The following is a 16,367-nucleotide window of genomic DNA, read 5'->3' on the forward strand; positions in this document are numbered from 1 at the left end:
ATCGCACACGGCTCCGGGAGACCCGGGCGGATGCCGGACACAAAAAAACCGCGGCCGTGACCGCGGTCGTTGAGTCCGGAACGGCAGGCGGGCGTCAGGTCTCGTCGCGCATCTGATCCTCGAGCTTGGCATTGCGTGCCTCGATCTCGGCCTTGGCACGCGCCTCCCAGACCTCTTTCCGCTCCTCGACGCGCTTGTCCCAGGCGCCGGCGTTCTCCGGTATGGTCTTTTCACCGAACAAGGCCTGACGCATCAGGCGATTCCCGAGCTTCATCAATGCGATGTCGTCTTCGGCAACCTCGGCGTAGGTCTCGGCGGGCAGATTGTAGGTCGCCTTGAAATTGTCACTGAGGACGAAGCGCCGCAGCATGTCGAAATTGAACGAGGCCATGAAAAACAGCTGCAGGCTCATCTCGTTCGGCTTGCCGACACCGGGACCGCCGGACTTCTTCTTCAGGATCAGTTCGTACCAACTCTTGTTCAACGCGTCGTATTCCTCGACGCCCTGTTCCTTGCGGTATTCGCCGACCGTTATCTCGCGCGCCTCTTCGTGCCCCTTGCAGTGCGCCTCACGGATCAGCGAGTACTGCTGCTTGGCCTCGTAGGTGTCTTTCTCGCGCATGTTCAGCAACGCGACCGGATAGTAGCGACACACGGTCGGGCGGTCCTCATACACGCTGCAGCCGTTGTCGCCATCGAGGAACAGGCAGGCGCCGTCGTTGTCGGTGCGCAGTTTCACGCCCGGTACGCCGTCGGCGTCGAGCTGGAAGGGTACCGTGTGCGCCTTGAGGAACTCCTCGGAATTCATGCCGAGGCGCTTCTGCAGCCGCAGCACGTCGTAGGGCGCGAGGGTCACGTCTGCGTGTCTGCAGCAGGCATTGAAACACGAGATGCCCTTGTAGCACCTGAACTGGATGACGCTGTCTTCGGTCAGTACCGCCGGTATGGCGGGACTGGCGAACTGGTCGGGAATGTCGAATTTCTCGTCGCTCATGGCATCTGTCCTCGGCGCGCAACGCCGTATCTTCTGGCCCACCCTGGAACGTTAGCGCAGGGCCCCGGGGCGCAAGGGGCGGTGATTATAAGGTTTTTCTGATCTTCTTGCAGACAGAGCGGCGCGTCGGCGATGGTCGGCGGTACGGCGCCGCAGTCCACCCGCCGGAGGCGGGCCCGAAAACGAAAAAGCCGGGCACCTTGCGGTGCCCGGCCAATCAGTCATCAGACTGTCAAGCGATGATTACTTGAACAGCTTCGACTTGTCGACCAGATCCTTGTGGGCGCGCTTGAAGCAGGTCCACTGCTTCGACTCTTTGTCGTAGACGGAGTTCACGAAGCAGTGCCAGTTTTCTTCGTCGACGAAGTTTTTGTCCATGCGGTAGTAGAAGCCCGGGTAGCGGGATTCTTCACGGAACTGGATGTGCTTCATGTGAGCTTCCGCGGTCAGGATGCGGTGATAGTTCTCCCACGCGCGCAGCAGCTCGTGGAGGTCCTTCGCACGCATCTTGAGGGCGTCTTCCTTCAGCATTTCCAGCTTCTGCTCCGCCAGTGCGAGCATGTGCTCGTTGGTGGTGTAGTAGGTGGCAACGCCGGCTACATACTCGTCCATGATCTTCTGCAGACGGAACTGCAGCATGCGCGGAGTGATGTAGTTCGGGTTGACGTCGATCGCGGTGGTGTAGTCCTTGTGCTCAAGGAAGTTACGGACCGGACGGTAGATCTCTTCGATCAGGGTGTCGACGTCGGTGTCGAGCTCCGGTTTCCAATCCTTGTTGTCCATGACGAACTTGACCATGGACTTGGCACACATACGGCCTTCGGCGTGCGAACCGGACGAGAACTTGTGGCCGGACGCGCCCACGCCGTCACCGGCGGTGAACAGACCCTGGACGGTGGTCATGCCACGGTAGCCCCAGTTCCAGCCTTCCGGCAGGTGACCCGGGATCTTGTCCTTTTCCGGATGCTCTTCGCTGGTCGGAGCGCCGACGTCGGTCGGGCCCGATGCCCAGATGCCGCAGCAGCCCGAGTGCGAACCCAGCAGGTACGGCTCGGTCGGCATCAGCTCGGAGTTCTTCTTCTCCGGCTCGATGTTCTCACCCGCCCAGATACCGCACTGGCCGATACACATGTCGAGGAAGTCTTCCCATGCCTCGGCTTCGAGGTGCTTGACCTCACGCGGCGACAGGGTTTCACGCAGATTCGCCAGAGCGGTGACGGTGTCCATCCAGATCGGACCGCGACCTTCACGCATCTCTTTCAGCATCAGGTGGTTACGCAGGCAGGAAGCCGGAACCTTGGCCAGACCATACGGAGGATAGTCTTCCAGCATCTCCTTGTTGCGCTGCATGTAGACTTCGCCGAAGGCGTTGGTGGCCTGCGATTTGAACAGCAGGAACCATGCGCCGACCGGACCGTAGCCGTCTTTGAAACGGGTCGGTACGAAGCGGTTTTCCATCATGGTCAGCTCGGCGCCGGCTTCTGCGGCCATCGCGTAGGTCGAGCCTGCGTTCCACACCGGGTACCAGGCACGGCCCTGGCCTTCACCGACCGAACGCGGACGGAAGATGTTCACACAGCCACCGGCGACCAGCAGGGCAGCCTTGCACTTGTAGACGAACAGCTTGTGGTCGCGGGTCGAGAAGCCGACAGCACCGGCGATGCGGTTCTTGTCGTTCTTGTCGTTGACCAGCTTGACGATGAAGACGCGCTCCTGGATACGGTCGGTACCCAGTGCCTTCTTCGCGGCCTCGGCGACGATCCACTTGTAGGATTCGCCGTTGATCATGATCTGCCACTTGCCCGAGCGGACCGGCTTGCCGCCGTCCTTCAGCGGGGTCATGCCCTTCGAACCGTCGTGACGCTCACCGTTCTCGTCGGTCTTCCAGATCGGCAGGCCCCACTCTTCGAACAGGTGCACCGACTCGTCGACGTGACGGCCCAGGTCGTAGGCCAGGTCGTCGCGGGTGATACCCATCAGGTCGTTCGAGACCATGCGGGCGTAGTCCGCCGGGTCCTGCTCCGAACCGATGTAGGTGTTGATTGCGGAAAGACCCTGGGCGACGGCGCCCGAGCGGTCCATAGCGGCCTTGTCGACCAGCTTGACTTTGATGTCGACGCCCTGCGCCTTGGCAGCGTCGAGCCACGGACCGATCTCGTAACCGGTACCGCACGCAGCCATGCCACCGCCGATGATGAGGATGTCTACCTCTTCTTCGACGACGTCTGGTTTACCAAATTCAGCCATTGTTTATACCTCTTTACCTAAATCTCTTGATTCCGTGCGGAGCGCGATTACTTCGCGATCAGTTCGCTCGGATCGCCAGCGCGGTAGCCGTTTGCTTCGACGAAAAACTTGTTTTCACCGATCTTGCTGATGTCAGCGGCCGGCTTGCCACCGTAAGGATCGATGGAGCCTTCCGGGGTGGTGCGGATCGGGAACTTGAAGCGCTTCATGGTGCCGTTGCGGAACTTGATGGTCCACATGATCGAGTCGGTACCACGCAGCGGCTGCACAGAGGCACCCAGCGGCACGATGTCTGCGTACGGACGCGCTTCGATGGCGTTCTGCGGGCAGATCTTGATGCAGGAGTAGCACTCCCAGCACTGCTCCGGCTCCTGGTTGTACGACTTCATGGCATGGCCGGTCTCAGAACCGTCCTTGTCCAGTTTCATCAGATCGTGCGGGCAGATATACATGCACGCCGTCTTGTCCTGGCCCTTACAGCCATCGCACTTATCGGTACGTACGAATGTAGGCATCGATGGTTTCTCCTGAGGTTTACACTGCAGTGTTGACGCCGCCCGGGGGCGACAAATTTCTCTAAGAAGTGATCCGGAAGCGGTCCACCGGACTCACCCGAAAACTTCTGTCGGTTCGGCCCTGCTGTCTGGCAACCCGGCTTCCGGATAGCCGATGACTTGCCAGGTCAGGTACGTGCTCGTCTTCACGCGCAGGCGCCCGGCCGGGCCTCGGGGTGGGTAAACATAGTGAGCGCAGGGAAAAAAGGCCAAACAGTTTTACGGCCGGCAGGCATAAATTAGCCTTATTTCTTTTTCTAATACAGCTAATTAACCGACTGTTTCTACTTCGTTTTTTATCGCCGACCCCGGGGCTGAGCGGGCCAGCTTGGCGCGATCGACGCCGTATCAGTGTGACACAATGCAGGATCGTCAGAGGGAGTCTTCAGTGGTCTCAGAACAAGCGCCTGATGCCGAACTCATGCTTGCCACCGGTTGCGCGCATTGCCCGGCGGTACTGGCCGCGCTCGCCGAACTGGTCAAACAGGGGCGCATCGGCCGTCTCGAGGTGACCAACATCGCCCGTCACCCGGAGGCCGCGGAGGCGCGTGGCGTACGGGGCGTGCCCTGGATCCGGATAGGCCCGTTCGAACTGAACGGCGCCTATACGCAGCAGGAGCTCGCCGGTTGGGCCACGCGCGCGACCAGCGAGGACGGCATGCGCGACTACCTGCTGGAGGCGCTCGCCGGCGGCCAGCTGGACAGCGTGATCAACGCCTGCCGGCGTAGCCCGCATCTGCTGGTGCCGCTGGTCCGTCTGGCCGGTGATCTGGACACCCCGTACGCGGTACGCATCGGGATCGGCGCGGTACTCGAGGAGCTGGCGGCCGAAGGGCTGCCGCCGTCGCTGGTCGTGGATCTCGCCACGTTGGCGGAGAGCCCCCACGCACAGCTGCGCGCCGACGCCGCCCATTTCCTCGGCCTGACCGGCGGCGCCGAGGCGCGCGCGGTGCTCGACCGGCTGAGCGGGGACGCCGACGCCGACGTCCGCGAGATCGCCGAGGAATCGCTGGCTGCCGGCACGTCGCCCGATCCTTGAGCGGGACGCGCAGCGGTGGTCGTCGCGGGTGGGTGGCGTCGGATAGACTGCGCAGACCGGCAACTGGATCCCCCGTCGACCATGCAGTTACCCGAGCGAGACCAACAGATCGTGCAGGCACATGCCGGCTTTATCTGCGAAGCCGTCCGCCTGCTGCAGCAGACGGATGGCGGCCCGCGGCTCGACGCATTGTTGCGCGGCGCCGCCGAGCAGGGTTGGCACGCCCTGGTCGCAGCGATCCGGCGCATGGCCGACGGCCAACGCGACCTGCGCGGTCTCGATGCGCTGGACGATGAAGACCGCGTGATCGCGACGGCGATACTCAGCGGCCTGCAGGATCCGCGCAGTCTGCCGGACCCGACCCGGTCGGCCGACCCGACCCTGGCGGCGCCCGGACTCGCCCACATGATCCATGCGGCCGCCCGTGGCGACGTGCAGGCCCTGACGCTGATCAGCCAGATGGCAGAACAGATGAGCCGGGCGGGTGGAGACCTGAGCCGCCTCGCGGCAGTGATCCGCCCGATGATCAATGGCGAGCGCGATGCCGATCGCCTCGCCGAACGACTCGACACACGAGGCCGGCAATTGCTTCTGCAGATCCTCGAAGAACTCGGCAGACTCGAGCTCCATTGATGAACGCATCCCGCCAATTCATCTTCATCGGCGCGCTGTGTGGACTGTTCGCGGTCGCATTCGGCGCCTTTGCCGCACACGCACTCAAAGGCCTGCTCAGCGTCGGTCTGCTCGACGCATTCCGCACCGGCGTCGAATACCAGTCCATACACGCGCTGGCGCTGCTGGCGGTCGGCATACTGGCCGACCGCGGCCGACCGAGCCGCGCGCTCGACCTGGCAGGCTGGTCGTTCGCGGTCGGCATCCTGCTGTTTTCCGGCAGCCTGTACCTGATGGCGCTCACCGACATCCGGCTGCTGGGGGCCGTCACGCCGTTCGGCGGGACGGCGTTCCTGGTCGGATGGGTGGCGCTCGCCTGGCATGCGTTTCGCGCCGCGCCGTGATAGACCCGCAGGCGCTCGCCAACCGGGTGCTGAAGAACCAGCGCGCACTGGCCCGTTGGGCGAAACGCGAAGGCATCGAGGCCTATCGGCTCTACGACCGTGACATGCCGGAGTTTCCGCTGGCGATCGACCGCTATGCGGACTGGCTCCATGTCCAGGTCTACGAACGCAAGCGCCCGTTGACCGATCCCGAACTGGCGGCGATTCGCGAGACCTTGTCGGCGACCCTCGCGGTACCGGCGCCACAGGTGGTGATCAAACACCGCCGCCGGCAGCGCGGCACGGAACAATACCAACGCTCTGCGGCACGGGCACCGTCCTTCCGGGTCGCCGAACGCGGCCTGCGCTTCGAAGTCAATCTGATGCGCTACCTCGATACCGGCCTTTTTCTGGACCATCGCGACACCCGGCAGATGGTCGGCCAGCGGGCCGGTGACGCCGTTTTCCTGAACCTGTTCGCCTACACCGGCAGTTTCACCGTGTACGCGGCCGCGGGAGGTGCACGCCGCAGCGTCACGGTCGACATGTCAGCGACCTATCAGGCCTGGAGCCGGCGCAACCTGCTGCACAATGGCCTCGACGACCCGCAGCGCCACAGCTTCGTTCAGGCGGACGTGCTGGCGTTCATCGAACGCATGCGTGCGGCGCGCGCACGCTTCGACCTGATCATGCTCGACCCGCCGAGCTTTTCGAATTCCAAACGCATGCAGGCCACGTTCGACGTGCAGCGCGATCATGTCGGGCTGTTGCGCGCGACCCTGGAGCTGCTCACGCCCCGCGGCGAGCTGTTTTTTTCGAACAATCGGCAGGGGTTTCATCTCGACGATGCGGTCGCACAGCTCGCCACCGTGACCGAGATCACCGGGCAGACGGTGCCGATCGACTTTCGCCGCCACACTCCGCACCGTTGCTGGATCCTGCGGCGCGGCTGACCGGCGCGTACGCGACCTGCAATACCGACAGCGGGTGTATCGATCGGGCTGGCTGCGACACGCAGGCCGACAAAGACGGCCGGGTTCAGACGATCACGACCCGATTGCGTCCGGCGCGCTTCGCCTCGTAAACGGCGGCATCGGCCTCCGACAGCATCTGGTCGATCGAGGCATGCAGTCTCGTGGTCGCACCGATACTGGCGGTAATGGGCACGCGTGCACCATCGAGTCGGAAGTCGATCGCCTCGATCCGCCGACGGAGATCCTCGAGGCACTCGTCGGGTTCCGCGCCACAGTTCAACAGGTGCAGACAGACGAACTCCTCGCCGCCGAAGCGCGCGACCAGGCCCCTACCGTCCATGCGGTCCCGCAGTACCGTGGCCATCTCGACCAGCGCCTGGTCGCCGGCCTGGTGACCGAAGTTGTCGTTGATTTGCTTGAAGTGGTCGGCGTCCACCACCGCGAGCATGAGCTGCATCTCACCCGACTTCGCGCGTTGGTGCAGGCGTCTGGCGTGCTCGAAAAAGTAGCGTCGGTTGTACAGGCGGGTGAGGAAGTCGCGGTTCGCGACATCCCGCGCATTGCGGATCACGCGCAGCATGTCGATATTCTGATCGACCCGGCAGTACAGCTCTTCCACGGAAAAGGGCTTGTGCAGGAAATCGGTCGCACCGCCCTTGAGAAAACTGGCCAGCACGTCCTGTCCCGCCGAGTCGGATACACCGATGATCGCGAGTTCTTCGTGGCTGCGGATCTTGCGGATCTCCGAGACCATCGCCAGACCATTCATGCGCGGCATGTTGTAGTCGGTGATCACCAGCCGGATATCGGGTTCGTCATTCAGCGCCTGCAACCCCTCCACCCCGTCACAGGCGCTGATCACCGCGTAGCCATGCTGCTGCAGCAGGCTGCCGAGGTAATCGCGAAACGCCCGCGAATCGTCGACCAGCAATATCTTGGTCCCGCGGTTGTGCAGAAGCCGGCTCACCAGGCGCGCGACATAATCGATGCCGACCATATTGTCTTTGATCACGTAGTCCGCGACCCCGGCGGCGAACATCGCGTCACGCCGCTGCGCATCGATCCGCCCGGTCAATGCGATCACCGGAATGCCCGCCTGCTGCGCGCGCCCCAACAGCGGCCGGTCGGACAGGTCGGGGACGTCGAGGTCGAGCACCACCACGAAGTAACGGGTCGCGTGTTGCTCCAGATGGACCAGCGCCTGTGCCGCGTCGGTCGCAATATCGCAGACCGTTGCATCGTGGACACTGATTCGCGCAGCCAGGATCGTTGCGATCGACCGACTGTTTTCAATCAACAAGACGCGTTCGCCACAAACGTCGGTGGAAGGATGCAGCGTTTGCGGCTCTGCAAGCGGGATGTCCACGGTTGCTGAGGCCCCGATTGGCGAGGGTGCGGATTGGGACTCTAGATCGGCCGGCGAGACAGTATCTTTAACGAAAGCGCCCCGCGAGGTACCGCGTTCGAGGCCACGGCACTAATATGCCGTGATCATGGCCCGCGTATTGATCATCGACGACGACAGCGCACTGCGGCAGATGTTGGCGCTGCATTTCGAGGAGCAGGGGTTCGAGGCGGTATGCGCGGTCGACTGCAGCGACGGCCTGTCGCAGTTCCGCGATTCCGACGCGGACATCGTGCTACTCGACCAGCAGCTGCCGGACGGCCTGGGTATCGAGCTGCTGCCCCGCTTGCTCGAGGTGCGATCCGATGCCGCAGTGGTGATGATGACCGGCCAGCACGACCTGGAACTGGCGATCCGGGCGATCAAAGCGGGGGCGCTCGACTTCGTACACAAGCCGATCAAGACCGCGACGCTGCAGGCGACCGTGGACAAGGTGCTGGCCGGACGCAGGGCACGGCGTCCGGCTTCGGCGGCCCGGCCCGCGCCGGCAGGCGAACTGATCGGGCGCAGCGATGCCATGCTCGAGGTCAGCAAACAGATCGCACTGTGCGCAGGCAATGTGGCGACCGTGCTGATCAGCGGCGAATCGGGCACCGGCAAGGAGATCGTCGCGCGCCTGATCCACGATCACAGTGGACGTAGCGGCCCGTTCGTCGCGGTCAACTGTGCGGCGATCGTCGACACCCTCCTCGAGAGCGAACTGTTCGGTCACGAAAAGGGGGCGTTCACCGGCGCCGACCGCAGCAAACCGGGACGCTTCGAGCTGGCCGGGGACGGCACCCTGTTTCTCGACGAGGTCGCGGAACTCGCGGCGCCGCTGCAGGCGAAACTGCTGCGCGCCTTGCAGGAACGCACCTTCGAGCGGGTCGGCGGCACCCGCAGCATCGCGGTGCGGGCGCGGATCATCGCTGCGACCCATCGCGACCTGTTCGCACGGGTGCGCGAGGGGGCCTTCCGCGAGGACCTGGCCTACCGGCTGAACGTCATCAACATCGCGTTGCCGCCGCTGCGCGATCGGCGCGACGATATCCCGCTGCTGGCCGCGGCGTTGCTCGACAAGACGGCGCGTCAGCACCATCAGGCGGTGCCGGCGCTGAGTGACGAGGCCCTCGCCATGCTGTTGGACCACGACTGGCCGGGCAACGTGCGCGAACTGGAAAACGTCCTGACCCAGGCGATGGTGTTGTCACGCGGTGGACCGATCACGCGCGAGCACGTCCGCCTGCAGGCACCAGCGGACGATCGGCGTGCGCCTCAGGGCGATCCCGCATCGCCATTGCAGTCGCTCGATGAGATCGAGGCGGCACATATCCAACGGGTCCTCGACCATACCGGCGGACACAAGGGCCGCTCCTGCGAGATCCTCGGCATCTCCCGCCCGGCACTGGACCGCAAGATCCAGAAATACCGCCTCCGCCTGCCGGCGCGCGACGCCTAGGCACCGCGCCGGCGGTGATGGATTTTAACGTTTCGTTACAACGGAACGTTCAGCCAGATACCCCTGTTGACGAAATAAATCATTCAATAACAACTAGTTACAAGTTGGCACGTCCGCTGCAAACAGTCTGTCATCCGATATCCACGAGGAACCGACATGACTGCCATCGCCTGCGCCGACCTGTGCACCCCCAGCACCGACCGCGACCAAACCGAGACCCGCGAGCGTCGCTTCGATCGCCTGGTGACGACCCACACGCGCGACCTGTATCGATACGCCCGCTGGTTGTGCGGCGATGCCTCGCTCGCCGAAGACCTGCTGCAGGAAAGCCTGCTGCGCGCCTGGCGTTCACTCGACAGCCTGCAGGACGATGCCGCCGCCAAGGGCTGGCTGCTGACCATACTGCGGCGCGAGAATGCTCGCCGTTTTGAGCGTAAACGCCTGCCGGAGAGCGACGTCCCGACCGATCAGCTGGCCGCGCAGCACCGGGACTACGACACATCGACCGACGCGTTCGTCTTGCGCAACGCACTCGAGCGGCTCCCGGAGGACTACCGGGAACCGTTGCTGATGCAGGTGATCTACGGATACTCCCAACGCGAGATTGCCGAACACCTGGGGATCTCCGTCGCTGGTGCCGGCACGCGGCTGTTCCGCGCGCGCGAAAAGCTGCGCGGCATGCTCGAAGGCAATACCTGATCGCCAAAATCTGGGGAAAACCGGGCCGGGCGGCCGCAGGCGCGACGTGCCCTGCGGCACGCTCAGCCGGGAGCGGAAAGCTGTGCCTGCGAGCGCTTGCGGAATACGCCCATCTCTTTTGCCGCCTGAACGTCGCCGCGCCGTTCCGCAACCGCGATGCCGTGTCCCAATACATCCACTGCCTCGGCGTGCGCGCCGGTGCTCGCCAGCGCCTTGCCGAGCATCTTCCACGCAGCCGAGTATTCGGCATCGTGTTCCAGCGCCGCCCTCAGGTGCATGATCGCCAGATCGGCATCACCGACCTTGAGGAACTCGCTGCCCAGGGAATACCGCAGCAGTGCGCCGTCGATCCCGCGCTCGAGCATGCCATGCAGGTTTTCAATGATTGTCATCTGTGAGCCTCCTCACCGGTACGCCCCGACATTATTTTTGGCGTTATAGACGCACCGTAGCAGATTATTCCGTTCTACCGTCGGCGTGCAAGCACCCGCCTCGTGAATAGATCACTCGTCAACATTGAAAAACGCCCGATAGCGGGTATCGAAGATGGCCGGCATCGAATCAGCTGCGCAGATAGGTGTAACCATGCAGCCCGGCCTTGAGCTCCCGGTAGTAGCTGTCGATGTAGGCCTCGCCGACCCCCTGTTCACGCAGCCGGCGCAGATAGGCCTCGAGCATCACCGCAGGATCGAAATGCAGGTAGCGCAACAGCTCATCGACCGAATCACCCCGTTCGGGCTCTGCGAGCCGGTAGCGACCCTCACTGTCCAGGACAATGTTCACCGCATCGGTGTCGCCGAACAGGTTGTGCATGTCACCGAGGATCTCCTGATAGGCGCCGACCAGGAAGATCCCCAGCAGATAGTGCTGACCCGGCCTGGGTGCGTGCAACATCAGGGTGCTCTCGACACCGTCCTGGTCGACGTAGCTGTCGATGCAGCCGTCGGAGTCGCAGGTCAGATCGTGGATCAACGCCGCCTGGTCCGGGCGCTCGTCCAGGCGATGCAGCGGCATTACCGGAAAGATCTGGTCGATCGCCCAGATGTCCGGCAACGACTGGAACAACGAGAAATTGCCGAAAACGCGGTCGGCGAGCATCTCGTTGAGCTCCTCCAGCAGTTCGCGGTGACGCCGCGACTCCAGGCGCAGCGCACCCTTCACTGCGCGTGCGATCGCGTAGAACAGGGTCTCGGCCGAGGCACGCTGCGCCAGCCCCATGGTGCCCTGGCCGAAGCGCTCATTGGCCTCGGCCATCAGGTGGCGGGCATTCTGCAGGCTGTGCGGCGCGTCGGCGCTGTTCACTGCGCCGAGCAGATCATGCAGACGCTGCAGCAGATCGTCGCCGGCGGGCGTGCGATCGGCCGGCTCCACGAACGGTGGCTCGCGCTCGATCACGTCGGTGACCAGCACCGCATGGTGCGCGGTCATTGCGCGTCCCGACTCGGAGAAGACCATCGGCTGCGGCAGCTGGTGCTCGGCACAGACCCGCGCGATCGGCCGCAATACCTCTTCGGCGTACGCAGCAAGGTCGTAATTCACCGAGCAGTAGTGCTGCGACCGGCTGCCCTCGTAGTCGATCCCCAGGCCGCCACCGACATCGATCACCTCGATCGTCGCGCCCAGGCGATGCAGCTCCACGTAGAACCGCGTCGCCTCGCTGATGCCACGATGGATGTCGCGCAGGTCGGGAATCTGAGAACCGATATGCGAATGCAGCAGGACCAGCCAGTGCAGACGGTCGTGCGCGCGCAGACGTTCGACCAGGGTCAGGACCTGGGCGGCCGAGAGGCCGAACTTCGATTTCGCACCACCGGAGTTCTGCCACTTGCCGGTGGCGACTGCCGCCAGCCGTACGCGCACGCCCAGCAACGGCTCTATGTCGAGATCCGCGGCCTCGGCAAACACCAGCTCGAGCTCACTGGGCTTCTCGATCACGATGTATACCGCGAATCCGAGTCGGCGACCGATCAGTGCCAGGCGGATGTACTCGCGGTCCTTGTAGCCGTTGCACACGATCACGCCACCACGCGGGGCGGTCGCCAGCACCGCCATCAGTTCCGGCTTGCTGCCGGCTTCGAGGCCTACGCAGTCACCGCCGCCAGCGACGATCTGCTCGACGACGCTGCGCTGCTGGTTGACCTTGATCGGGTAGACCGCGCGGTAGCCTCCCCGGTAGCCGATCGCCTCCGCGGCCCCGTGGAAGGCGCCACACAGGTCCCGCACACGGTGGCGCAGGATATCGTTGAAGCGCACCAGCACCGGCAGGCGCAGACCGCTCGCGGTCAGGCTGCAGGCCAGTTCGTAGAGATCGATCTCTGCGTCGAGTTCGGGCCTCGGGCGGACCGTCGCGTGGCCATCGGCGTTGATACCGAAGTAACCCTCGCCCCAGCGTGCAACTCCGTAAGTCTGGGGGACCGACGCAACCTTTGCAGACATGACCGACCCTCTGTACGTGAAGCGTCGATTATCGTGGAATTCATCGGCGCACGCATGCCCGGTGCGCCGGCACACGGAGTGGTTGCCGGACAACTTGTGGGCCGCTAAGGTGCGCGCCATCGCACAACTGTCAAACGCGGAGAGCGGGATGGGCCTGGACGACGATTGGGTCACGGAGATCTGTGAGGACGGCGGATCGGCGTTCGCGCTGCGGGCCGGTCGGAAGGTGTTCGAACAGCAGTCGGACTACCAGAAGGTCGAGGTATTCGAGACGGACACCTACGGCAAGCTGATGCTGATCGACGGTTGCACCATGGTCAGCACGCGCGACAACTTCCTGTATCACGAGATGATGAGTCATCCGGTACTGTACAGCCACCGCGCACCGCGGCGGGTCGCGATCATCGGCGGCGGCGACTGTGGCACCCTGCGCGAGGTGCTCAAACACCCCGAGGTCGAACACGCGGTGCAGATCGACATCGACGAGGTGGTGACCCGTGCGGCGGAACTGCATTTCCCCGAGCTGTGCGCCTCCAACCAGGATCCGCGTGCGGAGTTGCTGTTCATCGATGGAATCCAATGGATGAAAGACGCGGCACCGGGGTCGCTTGACGTCATCATCGTCGACTCGACCGACCCGATCGGTCCCGGCGAGGTGTTGTTCAGCGCCGATTTTTACAGCGCCTGTCACCGCGCGCTCGACAGCGGCGGCCTGATCGTCCAGCAGAGCGAATCGCCGCTGATCCACATGCCGATACTCGAACGCATCTACCGCAGCCTGCGCACCGCGGGCTTCGTCGACGGCCGTACGCTGTTCTTCCCGCAGCCGATCTATCCGACCGGCTGGTGGTCGGCGACCATCGGCGCCAAAGACGAACCGTTGCAGGGTTTTCGCGACGCGGATGCCGCAGCACGGCCGTTCGATACCCAGTATTACAACGTCGACATCCACCGCGCGGCCTTCGCCGAGCCGGAGTTCTTCAGGCGCGCACGCACAACGTGGCGCTGACGCCGGTCGCTGCACACCATTAAAGACCGATCACGCGGGGTCGATCTAGAGGCAAGCCCGGTTGACGACCGAGTTGCAGCGGAGACCCGCCGCACGATCTGCCGGGGCGGGTGATGACGGTTTGCCAGCGGGCATCTCGACACCCTGTGCTACGCTTTCGAACGCATCGCGGACGCCGCCTCCGGACGCGTCCCGACACCGGGAGTACCCCATGCATCTGCCGCACAATATGCTGTATGCCCTGTTGGCCGGGCTGCTGTGTGCCGGATCGGTTGGCGCAGACCAGGCGGAAACGGCAGGTCGCGCGCTCGCCCAAGCCGTGTATGACGCCCCCAACGGCGACGACTTCGCGTCGCGCGCGATGATGACGCTGGTCGAAAAGGGTCGCGCGCCGCGCGAACGCGAAATGTACACGCTGGCGATCGACAAGGGCCCCGGCGAACGCTGGTCATTGACGCGCTTTACCAGCCCTGCGGACATCCAGGGCGTCGGCCTGCTGACCAAAGACTATCCCGGCGACAACAACGATCAGTGGCTCTATCTGCCGGCGCTGGATCGGGTACGGCGCGTCTCGTCGGCGCGCAAGGGCGGCCGATTCGTCGGATCTGATCTGTTCTTCGAAGACCTGCGTGACCGCGAAGTGTCCATGGACCGTCATCGCCTGGTCGGCGAAGAGCATCTCGGCAAGTTGTTGTGCAAGGTACTGGTCAGCGAACCGGTTGACCCGGACAACTCCGTCTATACCAAGCGGGTGAGTTGGGTACACCCGCAGACGCTGTTGGTGCTGCGCGCCGAGCTCTACCAGGCCCATTCCGACAAACCGATCAAGCGACTGACCGCAAAACGCATCAAGCGCATCCAGGGCTACTGGACCGTCATGGAGAGCCAGGTCGAGGATCTGGAGAGCGGACATGTGACGCGGATCTCACAATCGGCGGTAAAATACGACCAGAAAATCCCGGATCGCCTGTTTTCCAGCCAATCCCTGTCCAACGACAGCGCTGAAATTCCCTACCGGCCGTAGACCGAGCGATCGACTTGCAATAACCAAGGGCCGCCGACCATGCCAGATTTCCCGTCACGCTCGATCCACCTGCTGCCGCTGTTGTCCTGTATCGCGCTGAGCGGTGCATTCGCCGCCGACCCACAGATGGACGAGATCGTGATCGAGGTCGATGGGCTGCCCGGTGGCGCCGACGAGATCCTGATCGAAGACACCACCGGCCAGACGCCCGCGGTCGACGAGATCGTCATCGACGCCGGCCCTGCGGACGCACCGGACGAGATCGTCATCGACACCGGCCCTGCGGAAGCATCGCCCGCAGCATCCGCAGCCGTCGCCGACACTGCCCAGCCTGCGGCCAATGATTGGCCTGTCACGCTGCGCATCGAAGACGTGCGGGCCGAATACGGCGCGTTCACCGACGCAGACTCCGAAGCCGACAGCGCCCTGTACGGCAAGATCGAGGTGTCGGCCAACTGGCGTGCCAACCCGCAGTGGGAGCTACAGCTCGCTGCGCGCGCCGATGCCCACGACCAGCATGGTGACAATGATTTCTCGACGCTCGGTGCAGACTACGGCGAGAGCTATGTGCGCCTGCATGGCGAGCGTACCCGTCTGACGCTCGGGACCCAGACCGTCATCTGGGGACGTCTCGACGAGTTGCCGTTGGCCGACCGGGTGAGCACCGCCGACCTGACCCGCGGAGTGCTCGACGACCTCGCGGACCGGCGCCGCGCCAACCCGGTGCTGCGCGCTGAGACGCTGGTCGGCGGCGGCAAGCTCGACCTCGTCTGGCTGGTCGATTTCCGCGCCGCGGAGCTACCGGACAAAGACAGCGTCTGGTATCCGATCAACGGCACCACCGGACGGATTCTCGGCATCGATCCCGACGACCTCCCGCCGGCAGCGGTACAGGGTGCCCGGATCGATGCCCGCGCACCCGGTGGCGACGGCGGATTCGGCATGCGCTTCACGCGCACGCATTCGTTCGCGGATATCGGCATGACACTCGCCAACACCCGCCAGTCGACGCCGTACTTCCGCGCCGCGGGACCGGGCAGGTTCGAGGCGGTGTACCCGCGCTCCTGGGCCTACGGGCTCGACGCGGCGATCGACGCGGCGGGCGCGACCTGGCGCGTCGAGGCGCTGTACAGCAGCGACAACCCGGTGACGCGCAGCGACCTTTCCTATACCACCACACCGGCCGTCGCCTGGGGTGGAGGCGTCGAATTCCACCCTGGCGACGGGGATACGCGGGTCAACCTGCAGTTGATGGGCATGCAGCTGATCGACGCCCCACGGATCCTCGATCGCGAGGAGATCTACAACGTCAACGGCGAGATCGACATTCCATTCGACCGGCAACGCTGGCGCGCAAGTCTGGACTTTTACGTCGGCCTCGACCAGAAGGACATCTACCTGAATCCGGAGATCGCATTCCTCGGTGCCGAGCCGCACGAGTTCTACCTGGCGGCGCACTATTTCGACGGCGACGACCAGACGCTGAGCGGATTCCATGAGGACCACTCGTCGATCAACCTGGGTTGGCGGGCCAAGTTTTGACGCTCGCGGGT

Annotated in this window: 15 protein-coding genes; 9 read left to right on the plus strand and 6 right to left on the minus strand. The window is 64.0% G+C overall.

The features are described from left to right. Positions 1-94: 94 nt before the first annotated feature. The 3 genes from H6955_14350 to aprB all read right to left on the minus strand — a co-directional run bounded on the left by H6955_14350 (position 95) and on the right by aprB (position 3,756). Positions 95-994, minus strand: a complete 900-nt coding sequence (locus H6955_14350; GenBank protein MCP5314736.1) for a YkgJ family cysteine cluster protein — start codon at positions 992-994, stop codon at positions 95-97. A gap of 243 nt (positions 995-1,237) precedes the next feature. Further along, positions 1,238-3,241: an adenylyl-sulfate reductase subunit alpha gene (locus tag H6955_14355; GenBank protein ID MCP5314737.1), complete on the minus strand. Its 2,004-nt coding sequence runs from the start codon at positions 3,239-3,241 to the stop codon at positions 1,238-1,240. A 47-nt stretch (positions 3,242-3,288) separates the two neighbouring features. Continuing rightward, positions 3,289-3,756, minus strand: a complete 468-nt coding sequence (aprB, locus tag H6955_14360; protein ID MCP5314738.1) for an adenylyl-sulfate reductase subunit beta — start codon at positions 3,754-3,756, stop codon at positions 3,289-3,291. A gap of 400 nt (positions 3,757-4,156) precedes the next feature. Here aprB and H6955_14365 point away from each other — a divergent pair, with 400 nt between their 5' ends. The 4 genes from H6955_14365 (at position 4,157) to H6955_14380 (ending at position 6,782) form a co-directional block, all read left to right on the plus strand. Further along, on the plus strand, positions 4,157-4,834 hold the full coding sequence (locus H6955_14365) for a thioredoxin family protein (GenBank protein ID MCP5314739.1): 678 nt from the start codon (positions 4,157-4,159) through the stop codon (positions 4,832-4,834). An 81-nt stretch (positions 4,835-4,915) separates the two neighbouring features. After that, on the plus strand, positions 4,916-5,467 hold the full coding sequence (locus H6955_14370) for a hypothetical protein (GenBank protein ID MCP5314740.1): 552 nt from the start codon (positions 4,916-4,918) through the stop codon (positions 5,465-5,467). Next, positions 5,467-5,850, plus strand: coding sequence for a DUF423 domain-containing protein (locus H6955_14375; GenBank protein ID MCP5314741.1), 384 nt, complete (start codon positions 5,467-5,469; stop codon positions 5,848-5,850). Before H6955_14370 ends, H6955_14375 begins: the two co-directional genes overlap by 1 nt. Then, positions 5,808-6,782, plus strand: a complete 975-nt coding sequence (locus H6955_14380) for a class I SAM-dependent methyltransferase (GenBank protein ID MCP5314742.1) — start codon at positions 5,808-5,810, stop codon at positions 6,780-6,782. The genes H6955_14375 and H6955_14380 overlap by 43 nt, the downstream gene beginning before the upstream one ends. An 85-nt stretch (positions 6,783-6,867) precedes the next feature. On the opposite strand, the gene H6955_14385 is transcribed toward H6955_14380, so the two are convergent. Continuing rightward, a complete protein-coding gene (locus tag H6955_14385; protein ID MCP5314743.1) occupies positions 6,868-8,103 on the minus strand; it encodes a diguanylate cyclase in 1,236 nt (411 codons plus the stop codon). Between the two features lie 190 nt (positions 8,104-8,293). Between H6955_14385 and H6955_14390 the strand changes: the two genes are divergently transcribed. Next, a complete protein-coding gene (locus tag H6955_14390) occupies positions 8,294-9,646 on the plus strand; it encodes a sigma-54-dependent Fis family transcriptional regulator (GenBank protein ID MCP5314744.1) in 1,353 nt (450 codons plus the stop codon). A 156-nt stretch (positions 9,647-9,802) separates the two neighbouring features. After that, a complete protein-coding gene (locus H6955_14395; protein MCP5314745.1) occupies positions 9,803-10,345 on the plus strand; it encodes a sigma-70 family RNA polymerase sigma factor in 543 nt (180 codons plus the stop codon). A gap of 62 nt (positions 10,346-10,407) precedes the next feature. Here H6955_14395 and H6955_14400 read toward each other — a convergent pair whose 3' ends face one another. Beyond that, the gene (locus tag H6955_14400) at positions 10,408-10,737 is read right to left on the minus strand and encodes a hypothetical protein (protein ID MCP5314746.1); all 330 of its coding nucleotides are present in this window, start codon (positions 10,735-10,737) and stop codon (positions 10,408-10,410) included. Between the two features lie 169 nt (positions 10,738-10,906). After that, entirely contained in the window at positions 10,907-12,781 is a 1,875-nt protein-coding gene (speA, locus tag H6955_14405) for a biosynthetic arginine decarboxylase (protein ID MCP5314747.1), read from the minus strand. A 148-nt stretch (positions 12,782-12,929) separates the two neighbouring features. On the opposite strand from speA, the gene speE reads away from it, so the two are divergent. The 3 genes from speE (at position 12,930) to H6955_14420 (ending at position 16,356) form a co-directional block, all read left to right on the plus strand. Next, positions 12,930-13,790 carry a polyamine aminopropyltransferase gene (speE, locus tag H6955_14410; GenBank protein ID MCP5314748.1) on the plus strand — a complete coding sequence of 287 codons (861 nt, stop codon included), beginning with the start codon at positions 12,930-12,932 and terminating at the stop codon, positions 13,788-13,790. 211 nt (positions 13,791-14,001) lie between these two features. Then, positions 14,002-14,814: an outer membrane lipoprotein-sorting protein gene (locus H6955_14415; protein MCP5314749.1), complete on the plus strand. Its 813-nt coding sequence runs from the start codon at positions 14,002-14,004 to the stop codon at positions 14,812-14,814. A gap of 39 nt (positions 14,815-14,853) precedes the next feature. After that, positions 14,854-16,356, plus strand: coding sequence for a hypothetical protein (locus tag H6955_14420; GenBank protein MCP5314750.1), 1,503 nt, complete (start codon positions 14,854-14,856; stop codon positions 16,354-16,356). Positions 16,357-16,367 lie beyond the last annotated feature (11 nt).

Source organism: Chromatiaceae bacterium (assembly GCA_024235395.1).
Taxonomy (GTDB): Bacteria; Pseudomonadota; Gammaproteobacteria; order Chromatiales; family Chromatiaceae; genus Thiosocius.